This is a genomic window from Mesorhizobium sp. L48C026A00 (assembly GCF_000502375.1).
Lineage (GTDB): Bacteria > Pseudomonadota > Alphaproteobacteria > Rhizobiales > Rhizobiaceae > Mesorhizobium > Mesorhizobium muleiense.
This window is the reverse complement of the sequence record NZ_AYWU01000019.1, coordinates 96,904-114,731: the sequence shown is the minus strand read 5'-3', so window position 1 is coordinate 114,731 and position 17,828 is coordinate 96,904. Positions and strand designations below refer to the sequence as shown.

Here is a 17,828-nt window from a genome sequence, read left to right as displayed (position 1 = left end):
TCACGCAAGCACCAAACTACGAATCTGGGGGTCAGGAGTTCGAATCTCTTCGGGCGCGCCATTCCATTTTCGGACAACAGATCTCGTTCATATCGGTCTCACGTTGGCAGAAGTCCTGCCGCCGGCAGAAACAAGAGCTGGACGGCTCGATATCGGCGCCCGCCCCGGCCGCATCGAGCTTCGGGCGAAGCCGCGCGAGTTCCTCTTCCTGGCCGAGTTTCTCGAGGCACTCGACGTAGCCCTGGAGCGCCCAGACATTGTCCGGGTGGCGCGCGACGCGGAGCGCGGACTCGTCCAGCCCGAGATCGGAGCGGTAGACCGCCGCAGCCTCGTCTACACGGCCTTGCTCAAGTAGCAGTGCCCCCAGCGCGTGGCGGACCGGCTGCATCCAGCCCCAAGGCTCGGAATAGGGTAGATCGTCTTCGAGCTCGACCGCCCGCCGCAGCGAGTTAAAGGCGACGTCGACCGCCTGTTTGCGATAGGCGATCTCGCCCGCAAGCATCGCGCGCGCGATGGCAAGGATGTCGACATAACGAATGTTGAAGAACATCCGAGTTTCCGGAATTGCGGACGCGGCGTCCTCGAACCGCCGCTGCTCCGCCGCCGCCTCGTCGACCTCGCCAACCGCCGCGTGTGCAACCCCACGGGCATAGTGGGTAAGTGCGGTCGTTACGCAGTAGAGTTCGGGATCGTCGGGTAGCGGCTCTTCCGTCAGTTCACGCCACTTTCCGAACCGCACCATCACGTGAAGGCGCATCGGCACGAAACCTTCCAGCCAGTCGGCCAGCGGCGGATTGGACAATCGCAACAACTCAGCGGGCAGATTCGCCGCCAATTCATCGGCAGCCTCGATCGCTGAAGCGTAGCGGCCGGCAAGCATGCTTGCGTAGATCTTGAGGTGCAAATCGTGGCAGCGCGACGATGTGTAGAAGTTGAACGCGCCCTCCTTCGCGGCATAGCGGCGGTCCGCTGCGATCGCCCGGTCAGTGGCCTCAATGGCTGCCGAATATTGGCCGATCTGGACATCGATGTGGGAGGGCATGTGAAGCATATGCCCCGCGTCCGGCGCGAGCGTGCGCAGAGCATCCGCGGCTGCGAGCGCGCGCTCCGGGTGCGGCGACATTTCGATCGCGTGAACATAGAGGTGCAGCAGCATGGGATGCTTGACGCCCGCCGCCTCGGCGCGTGCCAAGCCGCTTTCAAGGACGTCCACGATCTCGAACGTGTCCGCCCTTTCGATTGGATCGCCAGTGCGCGAATTCCACAACTGCCAGGGCGTGCGGATCATCATCGCCTCGGCAAACAGCGCGGCGACATCGAGATCGTCCGGATAGCGTGCATGCACGCGGCGCATCGCGGCGGCATAGCCGTCGTTCCAGTGCCCCATGGTCTCGAAATCGGCCGGCCTCGGCGAGGGACAACGCTCGGCCATGGCCTCGATCAGCGCCCGCTCAGTTTCGTCGGCGGCTGCGCGGTCCGCCCGCGCCGCGTGCAGCGCTTCATGGGCCCGTGCTAACGCTTTTTCCAGTTCCGCTGGCGGAAAGTCTTCCCAACGCCGACTGTAGTAGGGGCCAAAACTATAAGCGACGCCCCAATGGGCCATCGCGCAGGCGGGATCTTCGGAAGCTGACCGGCCGAAGCAATCGCTCGCCGCTTCAAAGTTAAAGCCGTAACGCCAGTTGAGACCCTGATCGAACCATTGCTGCGCCGCCGCCGAGCTTGTCGAAACCCGTCGGCTGTGCGGACCGAGGTCATAAAATCCTTTCGGCATTGCGTCACCTATAGTAGCGCATCCCCGACATCTGTCGAGGAACTCAAGGGCGCTGATTGTGTTGCAAAGCGTCCAGCCGTGATGGATGATCGATAACACTCCGGCCAAGGCTCCCCGTGTCTAGGCGATCATGACCCTCCTGATGCTCCGCCACGCCTTTGGGGCCATATGACCGCGGCTGCAGCGTCCCCGCATCGATAGCTTCCGATCATGGCATCGCAGTGGTCTGGCGAACCGCGTCCTGCAGCAGCGCATTTTGGCGTGCACTCGGCTGCAACTTCATAGTGTTCCAGCGGAAACGTAGTTATCAGTTTCATCTACGCTGGGGCGCCAACCTTGCCAAGGTTGGGATCGAGCGTTCGAATCGCTTCACCCGCTCCAAATCTTCTTTAGATTTGAAAAGCTTATAGGGCCCGGGTAACCGGGCCTTTTTGCTGTCCGGCGCCGGGGGAGCGGGCGGGTGAGTCTGATTCTAGCCCCTTCAGGCAGACAGGTGCACGAGGTCATAGCGCTGCAACCAAGGAAGCAGCGGCTTAATCGAACTCGCCGGATAGAGCGAGTTACGCGCGAAGTCCGCCACGCGCCCAAGCTCGTTTCGGAGGAAGTCCACAGCCATATCCTGGTCCGGAAGGTTTCCCTCCGGGAGGACCACGACGAAATCGAAGATCGTCGCCCGGTCCTTACCCTCAGCGCGCCGCAGGATGCGCCCCCGCCGCTGAATGAACTGCCGAGGGTTGCGGGAGCTCGCGATTAGGTATGCCGTCCGGCAGGCCGGTACATCGATGCCTTCGTCGAGACAGCGGATCGCTACCAAGGCTTCTGTTTCTCCATCCTTGAACTGACGCAGGATTTCCCGACGTTGCCAACGGTTCTCGTCGGACGTGAACGGGGACACCCGAACGCCGCGCTTGCTCAAAGCTTGCGCGACCGCGTGGCGTTGTTTCATCTCCGCGCCCACGGGTCCGCTATGATCATTCACATCATCGTCGTCATCGCTGACGGTGCGACCATCGCTGCAATAGAACAGTGAGTGCGGTTCGACCCTGTGTTGACTGAGCAGTTTGCCTAGTTCCACCAACTTGTTCTCGGCCGCCCCAATGAGCCGAGCGCGCCGCATAAGCAGGGACTTCAGCTTCAGGCCGTTCGGGCCGCCCATGTCGTTCTTGGCCGCGGAAAAGGCACGGGCGATCTGATCGCTAAGGAATACGTACTCTTGGGCTTCGTACGGGGTGAGCTCGACGGGGATCGGTATATATTCGTAGGGCGTCAACACGTTGTCGCGAACGGCGTCGGCCAGCGTATACTGAAACACCGACTTGTCGTAGATCTCTCGCAGACGCTGATTGGCGTCATCGTCCAGATAGTGGAACGGCGTGGCCGACAGACCGATTCGAAACTTCGCACCTGGTAGCAATTTGCCCCCGTAGCTACTGCTGCCGTGGTGGTGGCACTCATCACCGATGAAGAAGAGCCGCTGGCAGTCCAGCTGTTTCGCGAACGCTTGGAAGTGATCGCTCTTGAGCGTCTTGTTGACGACCACAATCGCGATGAACTCTCTTTGATGACCACGGTTGCGCTGCAGGTAGGCCCGAACGCTGGGCTCCCACTCCGCCCTGCTCCCGTAACAACGCAGGGCTTGTATGTTGAACTGACGAAGCTCCTCGCACCATTGCTCGGCGAGGTCCTGATAGGGGACGGCTACAATCAGGGCGATCCCCTCATTCGCTTCGGCGGTCTTGGTCGCCGCATAGATAGCGGTCATGGTCTTTCCGGCGCCGGTGGCAAGCTCGAGGATCCCATTGTAGCCGTTGACACTCCAGGCCCGCAGCGCTTCGAGTTGATGATCGCGCATGCTGAACGGCAATCCGCGTAGGGTTTTTGGCACTGCAGGTCGCATGTAGTTGCCGACAATGTGCTTTTCGAAGAAGAAGCGGACGCGCTCGGACTCCTGCTGCGGCGTCGGAGGCTCCGGGAACTGATCCATAACGAAGGCCAGTCCCTTCTCGATCGCTTCGGGCAATGAGCAGATTACTGTAGAGCTCCCAGTTTCTCCGGACCACAAACGAGCGAAGTTTTGGGCGTGGTTGTCCACGTAGGACTGTTGGCCCTGATTCCACGACCGGAACACGGTGATCTCCTCCGAATTAAAACGCGGATCTAGGGCGCTAATGGTCTCGTTCATCGAGCCACTGAACGAGATGACATCGCCGATACGGTCCTGAAGCAGTCCGATCTTTTGATGGAACATTCCCCTCGGGCGGACGGCGACCTTCATTTCGAGCCCGCCGGTCGAGAACAACCAAGCAAGGAGCCGAATGCGGTACTCGAGCAGACTGCCAGCGTGATCGGCGATTAGCTGATCGAAACGCGGGAGCTCCTCTTCGGTCCACGGCTTCGACACGCCGGCTTGAATAGCTTCAAAGTCCTCCGGTGCGACGAGCCTGCCGAAGATTAACTCGATCCGCCCTTTGTTGACAACAAGGGTAGACATCGCGGCCGGTGTGTTGAGTAGAACACCGAGCGAGAAAAACCCGACGGCGCGACGGTACGAGACCGCCTCACTAAGCGCCGGGACGAAGAAATCGGCGTAGATGTTGTCGACTTCTGATGTGTAGTTCGTTTTGAGTTCAAGTTTGCGAAGCATCAGAAGGTCGGTTCGACAATCTCACCCGCAGAGTTCGACGGGATTGGAGGCTTGACACCGATCGTACTCAAGCCACGCCATACCGCGTCTTCGACGCTCTGATCCGAATATCGATCTATCCACGATTGGACGAGTTCGAGGCCTCCGTTGGCGTACTCTTCGTAGATTTGAACGCACTCGCGCTCTTTATCGGGGCGGAGAATGTCCGAGTTCTTGCGGTCGGCAAGAGCAAGTGCGAAGATCACGTCTACGGCCTCGTTGAGCTGATACTGGGCGCCCGCGATATCCTCGGTTCCCGCTCGCGTATCGAGAGGTTGCCTGCGCCTCTCTTTGTAGCCGAGGACGGCGCAAAAGGTGAGTGCCTCCCTCAACGTCGGGAACAACGTCGCGTCCTTCCCGCCGAGCGCTTGCAGAGTGCTCTCGAACGTCTTGCTACGTCGAACCGGAGAATGAATGAGACGCATCACTGCTTCACCCAAGTAATGCGAGTGCCTTCGATCTCGCTGTTATAGGTGGTCAGATTATAGGTTTTGCCCCTTGCCTCTATAAATTCGGGTTCCTTTGAGGCACCGTCGCTAGAGTTGTGGCGCGTGAGAATATATTCCTCACCGATCTTGTCGGCGAGCATGGTCATTACCGCCTCCGAGGCCTGGCGGAGCGGGAAGGTTTCATGGCCCGCAAACTGCAGGCGCATACCAGAATCAGCGAGAACGTCCTTCATTCACCGACCTTACTGGAGGATCGCTCCAGTGTGCAAGAGTCATGCGCCGGATGGCGTCCGCGATTGCGTCAGCCGCATAGTCTATTTCGGAGCAACCGTTATACCGTCCACAATAAATACGAACAGTCTCTCGCATTTCGGATTCTGTAAAGCTCATTGCAGAGAGAACATGTGACGGCTGTATTTGGCCGCTCGTGCAAGCAGAACCTTCTGATAAGCATACACTATTGGCCAACGCGTCGATCAATGATGGCGCATCTACCCCGAAAAATCGGAGACTTAGACTTCCAGGCAGCTGATGAGAGCCGGTTGTATTTCTTTGAAGCCGGACCTGTTTCGCCTCCAGACGGCTGACGAGACGATCGGCCAAATCGCGCACGTGGGCCGGGTCTTTCTCAAGACGAAGTGCCGCTACACGAGCCGCGGCACCAAAGCCGACGATCAGAGGGGTAGGCAGCGTGCCAGGGCGAAGCCCCCCTCCTGCGCGCCGCCGTGGAACAGCGGTCGTGGGCGGTATTGCGCGGCAGCGGAGACGAACAACGCGCCTATGCCCATAGGGCCATATAACTTGTGCGAGGAAATGCTGGCGAAGTCATAGTCGGCTACGCAGGTCGGAAGCTTACCAACAAGCTGCGCAACGTCTACGTGAATCATCGCACCAACCGCCCGAACATCGGACAATAAATCGGCAATTGGCTGAACTGTCCCGACCTCGTTGTTGGCGGCCATCACCGAGACTAGCAAAGTCTGATCGGATAACAGTTGTTGAAATGCAATCACGTCCAGCCGCCCGTCGCGCCTCACTGGGCAGACGCGAATCTTAAAGCCCTGCTCCCCAAGGCTAGCCGCCGCACTTAGGACACTCTTGTGCTCGATGGCCGACACTATGATCTCTCGACGCCCATCGCCTGCACGTTGCGCCGCGTTAGCGACTCCGAGGATGGCCATGTTGTTGGCTTCTGTCGCGCCCGAGGTGAACACTAGTTCCTGTGGGGCGGCGCCGACTAGACTAGCGACTTCAATACGGGCCCGCTCCACTGCAACTGATGCTTCGGTCCCGCGCCTATGGGGAGAATGCGCATTGCCCGCTCGGCGATGCCACCAAGGCGCCATCGCCTGCTCCGCCTCCGGCGCCAACGGCGTCGTCGCGTGACCGTCTAGGTAGATAGGAAGAACAGCCTCGGTTTGTCTCATATGCGTTCTCGATTCTGCGGCACCTTAACTTAGAGCGTTTTGCAGCGATGCAGCCGTATTAGGAAATCCCCTTGTTCCGCGCCACGCCCCCCACCTTGCACGGCGCTGGCCGGTTGATGCAGCTTGGCTCTCTGCGCAAAAGAAGAACGTATCATGAACATGAGAGCTTATTTATCCTAGGAGGTCAACCCCTCAGGCAAAAGCCAGCGTTATTATCGATGTCGCGTCACCTATGTCTCGGGTCGGACACGGGTCCGTTCCGAACATCGGTGAACCATTTCTCTGCCGGCCTTCCTGTTTCAGCCACATCTCGTAAACCGGGTCCGTCCGCCCATGACGGTCACCTCCGATCTCAGCCACGGTCTGGAACGCCATCGGCCCCAAACGACTTGTCCATGATTAGATCTTGAAAGGAGAAGCCATTGTCCGCACCTGAGGAAATGGATGTCGTCCTCGAAAAGCTGCCTTTGAGGATCGGCGCCTACATACCCGACGACTTGCTGGAGGACTGGTTCGCGCCGGGAACGGGCATGAACCCGGTCAGCCCGGCAGCGCTTGCGGCCGCCAAGGCTTACGGATGGCGCTTTGAATGCGAGTTCAAGCACTACCCCGAACGGATGGAGGGCGTGTTCTGGAAGTGGGTGCCGGCGATCTGATTTGCACGATTGCCATCGGCCCAGACTTCTTGGCGCTTCAGTGATCGAGCTTGCCGCGAGATGGGATCGCTGCCTTGTTCTTCTCAGCCGCCGCCTATCGGCGTCGTCACCTTTCCGGTTCCGCCGCATTCGGGGCAGGTGCGGCCGTCGATCATGCCTGTCCCGGCGCAGCGGCGACAGAAATGCTCGCCGGCGCCGGGAGTGCCTGGCGGAACCTCGTCGGGATTGTCTTCGCCAAAATGCTCGGGTTTGCCATGCAGTTGCTTTCTCAACCGGGCGACCGCAGTCTCGTCGACTTCAAGCGACGTGCTGCTGTCATCAGGCAGACCTTCGCCGGATTGGCCTATGGTTTCGTTGCGCGGTCGGTCGTTCGTGCCTGTCGTTATCTTTGGTTTCTGAGCCATTGCAGTACTCTTTGCAAATTGCAGGCGCAGCTCTCAACTCCAGCGGTTCGAACGCCTCAGCTCCGCAGAGGTTCCGGTTGGCAATCGTCCGCCGGTCGGGGCGGACGGAAGTGGCAAACGGCTGGCGAGCTCATCGCTCAAGCATCGGGGATCGCTTCAATGGCGCCGCGCAGCCTTTGCGTCAGCTCAGCCGCTCCGAGCGCGCTTTCACATCATCGCTCAGCTGCCGCACGACCTCGGCGGTGTTGCGGATGTCGGCTTCGTCGAGAGCGACGCCCATGGTCGAGGCGATCGCCAGGAGCTGGGCGTTCAGCTCGCCGTAGCGCGCGGCGCCTTTGCGCGTCAGCTGCACAAGCTTCGAGCGCCGGTGTTTTGGATTGTCGATGAATTCGACGAGCCCCTCGGCCGCAAGCTCATCCGCCAGCCGCTGCATGCGCTGGCGGCTGGTGGGTCGCATCTGGGCGATCTGCGGCACGGTGAGCGGGCCAAGCAGCGCCAGGCTGCGCATGAAGCCGAACGCACCGCCGCCCCAACTGGTGATGAGCCCTGTCTTCTGGCCGAGAGCCCGTATCCTGAAGAAGCACTGGGCCACTTCGAGCATCAGCTCGGCGATCGCCTCGGCCTTGCCGTCAGCGATGGGGTCCGTCCCCGTCGTTCGGTCAGTCCCGTGTCGTGCCGACGCCATCGCTTCAGTTCCTTTGTCCGGGCCAATCTCTGCAATTGACACCTCCGTTGTCAACTTTTAGAATGACACCTTAGTTGTCGTATCTAGGCGGCTATGGGCTTCGTAGCCCTAGGCATCTGCGGGAGCAGACATGGCAATGGACCAGGCTGGGCAAACCGACAGCGGAACCGCAGGCGTGATCGCGAGACCGCCGCTGCTCTTTCTTGCCGCTCTGCTGATTGGCTTCGTGCTGGATCGCCTGCTGCGCTTGCCGTTCCCCAGGTATGACCTGGTCACCTGGATCATCGGCGGCTCGCTGATCCTGGTCGGTTTTGCGCTTTTCGCCGCGGGCATTCGCAATTTCTCCCGCGCGGCGACGCCGGTGCCGACGAATGAGCCGACGCGCGTGCTGGTGACGACCGGCATCCACGGCTGGACGCGCAATCCGATCTACCTCGGCATGTTCCTCATCTATGGCGGCATCGGCGTGGCCGCGCAGAATATCTGGATCCTTGTCCTCACGCTGCCGCTTGCAATCCTGGTCCGCTACGGCGTCGTCGCCCGCGAGGAGGCCTATCTCGAGCGGCGTTTCGGCGGTGCGTATCGCGACTACAGGCGACGCGTGCGGCGGTGGCTCTGAGCGTCGCAAGAATGCCGACAGTTGCGCACGTCAGGAAACCGCAACGAGATGACCGTTGCCAAGATCCCTCAGGGCCAGTTTCGGCGGCTCTTCGCCAATTTTTCGGGTCGGGCTCGGGATTTCCTGATCGAGACGCGCGAAACGCGGCCGGCGCCTTGCAGGATCGGGCACCGGCACGGCCTCGATCAAGCGCTTGGTGTAGGGGTGGCGCGGGTTCGAAAAGACCTGGTCGCGGGTGCCCATTTCGACGATCTGGCCGAGATACATGACGGCGACACGATCGGAAATGTTCTCGACCACCGCCATGTCGTGCGAGATGAACAGATAGGCGATGCCGAATTCGTGCTGCAGTTCCTTCAGCAGGTCGAGCACGCGGGCCTGCACCGACACGTCGAGCGCCGAAACGCTTTCGTCGGCGATGATGAGTTTGGGCCTGAGCGCGAGAGCGCGCGCGATGCAGATGCGCTGGCGCTGGCCGCCCGAGAACTCGTGCGGATAGAGCTCCATCTGGTCGGCCGAGAGACCGACGCGTTCAAACAGCGCCGCCACAAGCTGGCTACGCTCTTCCTTCGAAGCGATGCCATGGATCAACAGCGGCTCGGCAACGAGGCCGCCGACGCGCATGCGCGGGTCAAGCGAGGCATAGGGATCCTGGAAAATCATCTGCACGTCGCGGCGAACCGCCTTGCGCTGGTCACGGCCAAGGCCGGCCAGATTGCGCCCGCCGATGACGATATCGCCGTGGTAGGGCACAAGCCCGGCCAGCGCCTTGGCGGTGGTCGACTTGCCGCAGCCGGATTCGCCGACCAGCGCCAGAGTCTCGCGCGGCGCGATCGAAAAGCTGATGCCTTCGACGGCATGGACACGGCGGTTCACTTGGCCGAAGAAGCCACCGCGCAGGTCGAAGCGGACATGCAGATCGTTGACCACCGCCACGCTTGCGGGCATTTCCGCTTCGACGGATTTTTGTTCGGCGGATTTTTGGCGGCCGACGCCGGTACCAATGCGCGGCACGGCAGCGAGCAGCTCGCGCGTGTAGTCGGCTTGCGGGCGGGCAAAAATATCGGCGGCTGTTCCCTGCTCGACCATGCGGCCGTGCCGCATGATGACGACGCGATCGGCCATTTCGGCAACCACGCCCATGTCGTGGGTGATGAGGATGATGCTGGTGCCGTGTTCGCGCTGCAGATCACGCAGCAGTTCCAGCACCTCGCCTTGCACCGTGACATCGAGCGCCGTCGTCGGCTCGTCGGCGATCAGCACATCCGGTTTCAGCGCCAGCGCCATGGCGATCATCACGCGCTGGCGCATGCCGCCGGACAGTTCGTGCGGAAACTGTTTTAGCCGGCTTTCGGCTTCCGAGATGCGGACGGCCTTCAGCGCCTCGACGGCGCGCCGGCGGGCCTCGGCACGCGACAGGCCGGTATGGGCCTCGATGGACTCGACCAGCTGCCGGCCGATCGACAGCACCGGATTGAGCGATGTCATCGGCTCCTGGAAGATCATCGCGATGCGGTCGCCGCGAATGCGGCGCATCCGACGCTCGTTGAGTGTCGCGAGGTCGATTTCGCCAAGCTGGATCATGCCAGAGGAAATTCGTGCGGCAGGCTGCGGCAGCAACTGCATTATCGCCAGCGCCGTCATCGATTTTCCGGAGCCGGATTCGCCGGCGATGCAAAGCGTCTCGCCACGCTTGAGCGTCACCGACAGGTCCGACACGACTTCCCGTTCGCCGTCCTCGCCGCGCACGCTGACGGAGAGGTTGGCGATATCGAGGATGGGGTTGTCGGCGAGGGTCATTGTGGGCGCGGCCGGGAGAAGGTCGTGTTCCTGCGCACCCCCCTCTGTCCTGCCGGACATCTCCCCCGCAAGGGGGGAGATTGGCAGTTTCGCCCCCGCGGCCATTCTTCGCCGTTGAAGATTGGCGAAATCCCTCGTGACATCCGATCTCCCCCCTTGCGGGGGAGATGGTCGGCAGACCAGAGGGGGGTGTGACGGAACGCAGCGTTCATTCAAACACGCAGCGCGGGAAGTAGAACGACACCACCCAGTTCGGCATGTCGACGATCTCGCTGATCCGGAGATCGCCGCAGACCGAAACCAGCATATAGGCCTCGACCGGGTCCATTCCGTAGCGGCCGGCAAGCAGGTCGATCATCTGCGAGACCGCTTCCCTGGCGCCCGTCATCAGGTCCGGTCCGATGCCGGTCGTCACCTCATAGCCCTTGGCATCGAGATGGCGCGTCACCGGTCCGGGCATGGTGAAGCGCGGTGTCTTCAGCCTGATATCCTTGACCAGATCGAGCTTGAGCACGACATCCATCGGGCTTTCGATCGCCGTGCCGCACACTTCGCCGTCGCCCTGCGCGGCATGCGTGTCGCCGACCGAAAACAGCGCACCGGCGACCTCCACCGGCAGATAGAGCGTGGTGCCGGCCGCGAGATCGCGGATGTCGAGATTGCCACCGACGCGCCTTGGCGGCACCACCGAGTGGAGGCCCATTTCAGCCGGCGCGTTGCCGATGGTGCCGGCAAAGGGTTTTAGCGGCACCCGCGCATGCTTGCCGAACAGCGCCGGCTCGAGCGAGGCGGCGTCGTATGTCCAGATGTTCAGCGCCGGCTCCGGAAAATCGTCGGCGAGCAGCCCGAACCCCGGAATGTTCGCCGTCCAGCCGAATCCGGACGGCTTGAACGCCTCAATTGTGATCTTCAGCGCGTCGCCCGGCTCAGCCCCGTCGACATAGATGGGCCCGGTGACGGGGTTCACCTTGGCGAAGTCGAGCAAAGCGACGTCGTCCACAGTGCTGTCCAGCGTCAACTGGCCTCCGGACGAGTCCAGGCACTGAAACTCGATCGTCGAACCGGGCGCCACCCGCTCAGTCGGGACAAAGGAATTGTCCCAGCCGAAATGGTGATGGCGCCCGTGGATGGTGTAGTCGCAGTTATTGCACATCGGTCACATACACATTGTCGTAGTTGATCGGGATATGGACAGGGTCGACATAGAGATTGTCGGCGCCGCCCATCCGGGGCGATTTCATGGTGAAGCGCTGCTCGTTGAAGACCGGCACCCAGGGCGCGTCTTCCATGATCTTGCCGTAGATCGCGCTCCACATCCTGGCACGTTCGCCTGATTTGGCCGGATCGACGATCGAGTCGGCCTCCGCCGCCTTGGCGTCGAGATCCTTGTTGCAGTACCACGACCAGTTCCAGCCGCCCGGAACCGCGCCGGCGCAGCTGAGGATCGGCCCGTAGAAATTCGACGGATCGGGGAAATCGGCGATCCAGGCCATGCCGCCGGACCAGATCATCGGCGCGCCGGCCTTGTCGCCGCCGGCCGCGATGACATTGGCCTGCGCCAGCGACTGGATGCTGGCCTTGATGCCGACTGCCGCCAGGTCCTGCTGGATCGCCTGGGCGATGCGCGGGTTGGGATCGGTGTTCATGGCGAACAGCTGGGTGTCGAAACCATCGGGATGACCGGCCTCGGCAAGCAAAGCCTTGGCCTTGGCCACGTCATAGGGATAGCCCTTGAATTCCTTGTCGTAGCCGGGCATCGACGGCGGCAGCGGCTGGTTGGCCGGCACCCCGCGGTTGTTGATCAGCTGGACGATACGGTCCTTGTTGATCGCCATGTTGACCGCTTGCCGCACCTTCACATTGTCGAAGGGCGCCATGGTGGTGTTCATGGTGATGTAGCCGGTGTGCAACTGACCACCCTCGACGACACGGTCCTTCTGCTCGGGATCGGCCATCACCTCCTGGAACTTGGCCGGCGGAATAACGTCGCCGAGCACGTCGATCTCGCCCTTCTGCAGCCGCAGCAGCGCGACGATCGGCTCCTGCCCAATCTCGAAGGTGACCTTGTCGAGATGCGGCAGGCCCTTGTGCCAGTAATCCGGGTTGCGCTCGAAGACGACGCGCTGGCCGAGCGTCCATTCGGCGAACTTGAAAGCCCCGGTGCCGACCGGATGCTTGCCAAAATCCGCGCCGTATTTCTCGACCTCCTCCTTCGGCACGACATGCGAGAAGTTGATGGCCATGACATGCAGGAAGGTGGCGTCGGGCCGGGTCAGCTCGAACTTGATCGTGTAGGGGTCGACGACGGTGACGCCCGACAAGCTTTCCGCCTTGCCGGCAGCGACATCCTCATGGCCCTTGATCGAGCCAAAGAAGCCGGCGCCCGGGCTCTGCGTCTTCGGATTGGTGACGCGATCGAGCGAATATTTCACGTCGCCGGCAGTCATCTCGCGGCCATTGTGGAACTTCACCCCCTGGCGCAGCTTGAAGGTGAAGGTCTTGCCGTCGGGCGCGATCTCGTAGCTCTCGGCGAGGTCGGGCCGCAGATTGGTGGTGCCCGGCTCGTAGTCCATCAGCCCGTCGAACAGGCTCTTGATCATCGACCAGTTCTGCCAGTCATAGCCGATGGCCGGATCGAGCGTGGCGACGTCGTCCTTGTAGGTGATGGTGATCGCGCCGCCCGGCTTGGCGTTCGGATCGACGGCGTGTTCGGCGCGGGCGCTTGTCATGCCGAGCATCAGCGCGAGCACCGATACCGCAACGGTGGAGGTCAAGAATTTCTTCATCTCATGTTCCCTTTCTCTGGTTGTTACCGGTCTTTTTTTGGTTTTCATCTGAGCTTGATGCGCGGATCGATGAACGGTGCGACGGTGTCGGCCAGGAGATTGCCGAGCACGATGGCGAAGGCCGAAACCAGGGTGACGCCCATGATGATCGGGATGTCGACGCGCTGGATGGCCTGCCAGGCAAGCTGGCCGATACCGGGCCAGCCGAACACGCTTTCGACCACTACGATGCCGCCCATGAAGATGCCGATGTCGATGCCGATCATGGCGATGACCGGCAGGATGGCGTTGGGCAGTGCATGGCGGAAGATGATGGCGCCGCGCGCAAGGCCCTTGGCGCGGGCGGTCCGCATATAATCCTGGCGCAGCACGTCGATCATCGACGAGCGCATCATGCGGGCGTACCAGCCGGCGCCGAGTATTCCCATGGTCAGGGACGGCAGCACCAGATGGCGCCAGGTGCCGTAGCCGCCGATCGGAAACCAGCCGAGCTGCACGGCGAATACATAAAGGAGCAGCAGGCCGACGACGAATTGCGGCGCCGAGACGCCGACAAAGGACGCGACCATCAGCGTCTGGTCGGTGGCGGTGCCGCGCCTGACCGCGGCAACAAGGCCCATCGTCAGGCCGATCGCCAGCTCGCAAAGGATGGCGCCGACCATCAAAAGCAGGCTTGCCGGCAGCCGCGACACGATAAGCTCCGTGACCTCGGAACGCTGGATGTAGGAGCGGCCGAGATCGCCGCTGAGCAGGCTGATCAGATAGCGCCAGTACTGGATGAAGAAGGGCTGGTCGAGGCCGAGCTGCCGGCGGATGTTCTCGACCGTTTCGGGCGTGGCACTGCGGCCGGCGATCTGGCGGACGGGGTCGGCGGGCAGCAGGTAGAGCAGTGCAAAGGTGATCAATGAGACGCCGAGCAGGATGAGCACGGACTGGATAACGCGGCGGCCGAGATAGGCGATCATGCCCGGCCCCTTTGCGTCGGATCGAGGATGTCGCGCAGCGCATCGCCGATGAGGTTGAAGGCCAGCGCCAGCGCCAGGATCGCCGCACCAGGAAAGAAGACCAGCCAGGGCGCTGCCTGAAAATAGGTCTGGTTCTCGAAAATGATGTTGCCCCAGGATGCGGTCGGCGGCTGCACGCCGATGCCGAGATAGCTGAGCGTTGCTTCGAGCAGCACCGTGGTCGAGATGCCGAGCGTGCCCCAGACGATGATCGTCGGCAGCAGATGCGGCAGGATATGGCGAAACAGGATGCGTGGCGCGTTGGCCCCGATCGTACGCTCGGCGTCGATGAACTCGCGCTCGGCGAGCGAGCTTGTCTCGGTGTAGATGACCCGCGCGGTCTGCACCCAGTTCACCAGAGCGATCACCATGGCAACGATCCACAGGCTCGGCTGGAGCACCGCCGCCAGGCAGATGGCGAGCAGCAGCGCCGGAAAGGCCATCATCAGATCGGTGAAGCGCATCAGCGCGCCACCGATCCAGCCGCGGAAATAGCCCGCGGTGACGCCAACCAGCGTGCCGATCAGAAGCGCCACGCCGTTGGCGACGATGCCGATGATCAGCGAGGTGCGTGCGCCGAAAAGGATGCGGGTCAGCAGATCGCGGCCGAGCAGATCCGTGCCCAGCCAGAAGCTGGCATTCGGCGGCAAGGGCGCGCCTTCAAGCGTCAGCCCGTCGAACATCTGCTCGTTCGGATCGTAGCCGGTCAGCCACGGCGCCAGGATGGCGCCGGCCACGACGACGGCAACGATCACCAGGCCGATCGACGCCAGGGGACGCTTGACCAGTCGCCGCCAGACGCCGGCGCGTGGCTTGACCGGCATGCGCCCGGTTGCCGGAAGATCAGGCGCGATGGGTCTGGTCATCGCCGCCTTCTTCCGTCATCGCCACGATCCGGCCCGCGGCCTCCTCGACACTGATCTGCCAGCTCATCGCCAGCGACCGGAGCTGCGCATAGGCGCGGCCGTCCTCAGCGCCTTTCGACAAGGCCTCCACCGCGCGCACGATGGTCTGGCGCTCTGCGACGCGCAGGCGAAGCGACGATATCTCACTTGCCAAAAGCTTGCGCGCCTCGAAACTCTGCCGTGCGATCAACAGGGCGCTGTAGACACCGGCATTGCCGACCGGCTTCAGCAACTGGGCGTCGGCCTTGTGCGACAGCGCCCACTCGATGCGGCCCGGCGCTTCGGAGCCGATCAGCGCCACCAGCGGCATCGGCGCCTCACCCGGCGCCCAGGGGAATTGTTCGTCAAAGCCGAGATCCGCATCGAAGAAAACGAAGTCCGCCGCCAGCGCCTCGGCCGGCAGTTCCGGCCAGCAGCCGACCGTCTCGAGGCCGATGGCCGACAATTGCCGCGTGATCGCCTGCACCGTCGGATGCGGACGATGCAGGACAAAGGCCCTGGCGCCGCCGAGGTTCGGGATGCGCGGGACCTTGCTCACGAGACCACCCTCAGGCGTGGGCGGCCGAATGTCTCGGTCCGGTCATAGCGGGACAGATAGGGATCGGGCGCGACACCCTTGGTCACCATCACAGTCTTGAAGGCGGTGCCCTCGATGCGCCCGATCTGCACCGGCAAGGTGGCGTGCTGGGTTTGCGGATCGATGGAGATGTCGCCGAGCGGGGTTCGAAACGAGGTTCCGGCAAAGGCCTGGGAAAGGTCCGGCCATTGTGCGCCGGGATTGCGGGCGAGGATTTCGGCAAGCGTCCGCACCGAGGCATAGGCCGCTGCCTCGAAGGACGAGGCTGGCATGATGGTGGGCGCCGAATCGCCCTGGCGATCCGCTGCCGAGATGTCGTGAAAGTACGGCCCGACGGAAAGGTGGCCATTGCCCGCCTCGTTAAGCGCCGGCAACTCGCATTCGGTGAGATTGCAGGACAAGATCGGGGAGCGCTCCGGCCTGAAATGCGGGTCGCGTTCGGCAAGTTCGGCATAGGCCGCGATGAAGGCATAGGACGAGGAGCCGATCAGGTTGTTCAAGATGAAATCCGGCCGGGTCGCCTGGATCTCGGCGATCAGCCTGGAGACATCGACCTCGCCGAGCGGCAGATAGCGCTCGCCCAAAACCTTGCCGCCGGCGTCGGCGATCAGGTCGCGGGCGACACGGTTGGTCTCCCAGCCCCAGATGTAGTTCGAGCCGAGCAGAAAACCGTTGGCGCCGAAGCGCGGCACGACATGGGCCAGCAGCGGAACGAGATGCTGGTTCGGACAAGCGTGCATGTAGACGACATGCTCGTTCGCTTCGAAGCCCTCATAGGGACAGGCATACCAGAGCGTGCCGCCGGCGCGGTCGAGGATCGGGATGACCTCCTTGCGGCTCCATGACGTGATGCAGCCAATGATGTGGCGCGCGCCGCTGTTGGCGAGAATGTCGGCGCAGCCCGTCGCGTAGCCATCGATGTTGCCCTGAGGGTCGCGCTCCACCGGAACGAATTCGATCGGGATGGCGGGATCGGCATTGACATCGGCGATGGCCGTCATCGCACCGGAACGGCAGGATTCGGACAGCAGGCGGTAGTTGCCCGACCGCGAGTAAAGGATGCCGATTTCAATACGCCGTCCCAAGCAAATCCCCAAAATAACAATGCCCCGCAGCCGCCGCCGCGGAAGGCGAGGCATACGAGGCATTTTTGCCGCCCGGCGGTCGGAGCCGGTATTTTCTCCATTAGCGTATTCGGTACGGCGGGTCAGTCAAGCGGGAAAAGTGAGGGCCGGGAAAGTGACGGCGTTGCGTCTGGTTGCGCGAGGGCCTCGCAGAGAATTCGGCCCATCCGGAATGGCGTGTCCCGCCTGCGCGACGCACCTGCGCTAACGAGCGGGTTTTGCTTTGAATCTTACCTCGGCGGCTGGCTGGAGCCACAGCTAGACTACGCTTTCAGCCTCGCCCCGTCAGGATCGAAGAACGGCATCGCCGACACCACCACGCGTGTCGGCATGCCATCGATGTCAATGCTGAGCACCGTGCCGATCTGCGTGAACGGCAGCCGCAGATGCGCGGTTGCCAGCACCGTCCCCAGCGAATAGCCGTGGTCACGGTAGGTGACGACGCCGGCATCCTCGCCGCCTTCACGGTGACATTGGTGACGCTGATCCGCCTCTGCGACGGCCGGCGCAGGTTACATGTGCGTGCGTATACCTTGGCGATTGGCGGAAACGCCTGTCGCTTCGGCGTCCTGGGGCGGAGCAAGGAGCGAAGCGACGCGGGCGCAGACCCCGGGATTTATCCCGGACATCAGCCCAAGAATGCAGCGGACCAGGATAAATGCAGATCTGTAGTGATCCTTCGCCCCCCCTCTGTCCTGCCGGACATCTCCCCCACTTGGGGGGAGATCGGCAGTTTTGGCGCACCGCTCGCTCTTGCAACGGTGGCGGTTCGCGAAGGCGGTGGTGGCGGCCAATCTCCCCCCTTGTGGGGGAGATGTCCGGCAGGACAGAGGGGGGCGCCTCGCTCCGCCATCAAAGGTTCTGTACCGCCGTGACGCTCTGAGGGCACGGCATGGATCCTGGGGTCTACGCCGCGTCGCTTCGCTCCTTGCTTCGCC

General features: G+C 62.4%; 17 protein-coding genes and 1 pseudogene. 2 read left to right on the top strand and 16 right to left on the bottom strand.

The window, feature by feature from the left end:
* Window positions 1-31: 31 nt before the first annotated feature.
* The 6 genes from X738_RS68520 to X738_RS68505 form a co-directional block, all read right to left on the bottom strand.
* Complete coding sequence (locus X738_RS68520) at window positions 32-1,771, bottom strand: hypothetical protein (protein ID WP_023801496.1); 1,740 nt, start codon at window positions 1,769-1,771, stop codon at window positions 32-34.
* 481 nt (window positions 1,772-2,252) lie between these two features.
* Window positions 2,253-4,415: a DEAD/DEAH box helicase family protein gene (locus X738_RS0142700; protein ID WP_023801495.1), complete on the bottom strand. Its 2,163-nt coding sequence runs from the start codon at window positions 4,413-4,415 to the stop codon at window positions 2,253-2,255.
* A complete protein-coding gene (locus tag X738_RS68515; protein WP_156942631.1) occupies window positions 4,415-4,882 on the bottom strand; it encodes a hypothetical protein in 468 nt (155 codons plus the stop codon). The genes X738_RS0142700 and X738_RS68515 overlap by 1 nt, the downstream gene beginning before the upstream one ends.
* Window positions 4,879-5,136, bottom strand: coding sequence for a hypothetical protein (locus X738_RS68510; RefSeq protein WP_051407887.1), 258 nt, complete (start codon window positions 5,134-5,136; stop codon window positions 4,879-4,881). Before X738_RS68510 ends, X738_RS68515 begins: the two co-directional genes overlap by 4 nt.
* Window positions 5,117-5,578, bottom strand: a complete 462-nt coding sequence (locus X738_RS89150; RefSeq protein ID WP_373420449.1) for an aminotransferase class V-fold PLP-dependent enzyme — start codon at window positions 5,576-5,578, stop codon at window positions 5,117-5,119. The genes X738_RS68510 and X738_RS89150 overlap by 20 nt, the downstream gene beginning before the upstream one ends.
* On the bottom strand, window positions 5,578-6,330 hold the full coding sequence (locus X738_RS68505) for a cysteine desulfurase family protein (RefSeq protein ID WP_051407886.1): 753 nt from the start codon (window positions 6,328-6,330) through the stop codon (window positions 5,578-5,580). The genes X738_RS89150 and X738_RS68505 overlap by 1 nt, the downstream gene beginning before the upstream one ends.
* 422 nt (window positions 6,331-6,752) lie before the next feature.
* On the opposite strand from X738_RS68505, the gene X738_RS68500 reads away from it, so the two are divergent.
* Window positions 6,753-6,986 (top strand): hypothetical protein, encoded by a 234-nt coding sequence (locus X738_RS68500; protein WP_023801492.1) that lies wholly within the window; start codon window positions 6,753-6,755, stop codon window positions 6,984-6,986.
* A gap of 83 nt (window positions 6,987-7,069) precedes the next feature.
* Here X738_RS68500 and X738_RS68495 read toward each other — a convergent pair whose 3' ends face one another.
* Both X738_RS68495 and X738_RS68490 read right to left on the bottom strand, forming a co-directional pair.
* The gene (locus X738_RS68495; protein ID WP_023801491.1) at window positions 7,070-7,390 is read right to left on the bottom strand and encodes a hypothetical protein; all 321 of its coding nucleotides are present in this window, start codon (window positions 7,388-7,390) and stop codon (window positions 7,070-7,072) included.
* A 181-nt stretch (window positions 7,391-7,571) separates the two neighbouring features.
* Window positions 7,572-8,075: a MarR family winged helix-turn-helix transcriptional regulator gene (locus tag X738_RS68490; protein WP_051407885.1), complete on the bottom strand. Its 504-nt coding sequence runs from the start codon at window positions 8,073-8,075 to the stop codon at window positions 7,572-7,574.
* Between the two features lie 130 nt (window positions 8,076-8,205).
* Between X738_RS68490 and X738_RS68485 the strand changes: the two genes are divergently transcribed.
* On the top strand, window positions 8,206-8,694 hold the full coding sequence (locus tag X738_RS68485) for a methyltransferase family protein (protein ID WP_084833817.1): 489 nt from the start codon (window positions 8,206-8,208) through the stop codon (window positions 8,692-8,694).
* 30 nt (window positions 8,695-8,724) lie between these two features.
* On the opposite strand, the gene X738_RS68480 is transcribed toward X738_RS68485, so the two are convergent.
* From X738_RS68480 to X738_RS83100, 8 genes and pseudogenes are all read right to left on the bottom strand, one after another.
* Window positions 8,725-10,494 (bottom strand): ABC transporter ATP-binding protein, encoded by a 1,770-nt coding sequence (locus tag X738_RS68480; RefSeq protein ID WP_023801488.1) that lies wholly within the window; start codon window positions 10,492-10,494, stop codon window positions 8,725-8,727.
* A gap of 208 nt (window positions 10,495-10,702) precedes the next feature.
* Window positions 10,703-11,647 (bottom strand): acetamidase/formamidase family protein, encoded by a 945-nt coding sequence (locus X738_RS68475; protein WP_023801487.1) that lies wholly within the window; start codon window positions 11,645-11,647, stop codon window positions 10,703-10,705.
* Entirely contained in the window at window positions 11,637-13,232 is a 1,596-nt protein-coding gene (locus X738_RS68470) for an ABC transporter substrate-binding protein (protein ID WP_245277757.1), read from the bottom strand. Before X738_RS68470 ends, X738_RS68475 begins: the two co-directional genes overlap by 11 nt.
* Window positions 13,233-13,324: 92 nt before the next feature.
* On the bottom strand, window positions 13,325-14,245 hold the full coding sequence (locus tag X738_RS68465) for an ABC transporter permease (RefSeq protein ID WP_023801485.1): 921 nt from the start codon (window positions 14,243-14,245) through the stop codon (window positions 13,325-13,327).
* A complete protein-coding gene (locus X738_RS68460) occupies window positions 14,242-15,150 on the bottom strand; it encodes an ABC transporter permease (protein ID WP_023801484.1) in 909 nt (302 codons plus the stop codon). Before X738_RS68460 ends, X738_RS68465 begins: the two co-directional genes overlap by 4 nt.
* The gene (locus tag X738_RS68455; RefSeq protein ID WP_023801483.1) at window positions 15,128-15,727 is read right to left on the bottom strand and encodes an ANTAR domain-containing response regulator; all 600 of its coding nucleotides are present in this window, start codon (window positions 15,725-15,727) and stop codon (window positions 15,128-15,130) included. Before X738_RS68455 ends, X738_RS68460 begins: the two co-directional genes overlap by 23 nt.
* Complete coding sequence (locus X738_RS68450; RefSeq protein WP_023801482.1) at window positions 15,724-16,851, bottom strand: transporter substrate-binding protein; 1,128 nt, start codon at window positions 16,849-16,851, stop codon at window positions 15,724-15,726. The genes X738_RS68455 and X738_RS68450 overlap by 4 nt, the downstream gene beginning before the upstream one ends.
* A gap of 302 nt (window positions 16,852-17,153) precedes the next feature.
* A pseudogene (locus tag X738_RS83100) lies at window positions 17,154-17,342 on the bottom strand (glycine cleavage T C-terminal barrel domain-containing protein); the annotation flags it as partial.
* Window positions 17,343-17,828 lie beyond the last annotated feature (486 nt).

What these genes read in the sequence shown, in the direction of transcription:
- X738_RS68480 (WP_023801488.1), bottom strand. Translation starts at nt 10,494, where the DNA reads ATGACCCTCGCCGACAACCCCATCCTCGATATCGCCAACCTCTCCGTC.
- X738_RS68470 (WP_245277757.1), bottom strand. Translation starts at nt 13,232, where the DNA reads ATGCTCGGCATGACAAGCGCCCGCGCCGAACACGCCGTCGATCCGAAC.
- X738_RS0142700 (WP_023801495.1), bottom strand. Translation starts at nt 4,415, where the DNA reads ATGCTTCGCAAACTTGAACTCAAAACGAACTACACATCAGAAGTCGAC.
- X738_RS68460 (WP_023801484.1), bottom strand. Translation starts at nt 15,150, where the DNA reads ATGACCAGACCCATCGCGCCTGATCTTCCGGCAACCGGGCGCATGCCG.
- X738_RS68475 (WP_023801487.1), bottom strand. Translation starts at nt 11,647, where the DNA reads ATGTGCAATAACTGCGACTACACCATCCACGGGCGCCATCACCATTTC.
- X738_RS68505 (WP_051407886.1), bottom strand. Translation starts at nt 6,330, where the DNA reads ATGAGACAAACCGAGGCTGTTCTTCCTATCTACCTAGACGGTCACGCG.
- X738_RS68520 (WP_023801496.1), bottom strand. Translation starts at nt 1,771, where the DNA reads ATGCCGAAAGGATTTTATGACCTCGGTCCGCACAGCCGACGGGTTTCG.
- X738_RS68510 (WP_051407887.1), bottom strand. Translation starts at nt 5,136, where the DNA reads ATGAAGGACGTTCTCGCTGATTCTGGTATGCGCCTGCAGTTTGCGGGC.
- X738_RS68485 (WP_084833817.1), top strand. Translation starts at nt 8,206, where the DNA reads ATGGCAATGGACCAGGCTGGGCAAACCGACAGCGGAACCGCAGGCGTG.
- X738_RS68490 (WP_051407885.1), bottom strand. Translation starts at nt 8,075, where the DNA reads ATGGCGTCGGCACGACACGGGACTGACCGAACGACGGGGACGGACCCC.
- X738_RS68465 (WP_023801485.1), bottom strand. Translation starts at nt 14,245, where the DNA reads ATGATCGCCTATCTCGGCCGCCGCGTTATCCAGTCCGTGCTCATCCTG.
- X738_RS68495 (WP_023801491.1), bottom strand. Translation starts at nt 7,390, where the DNA reads ATGGCTCAGAAACCAAAGATAACGACAGGCACGAACGACCGACCGCGC.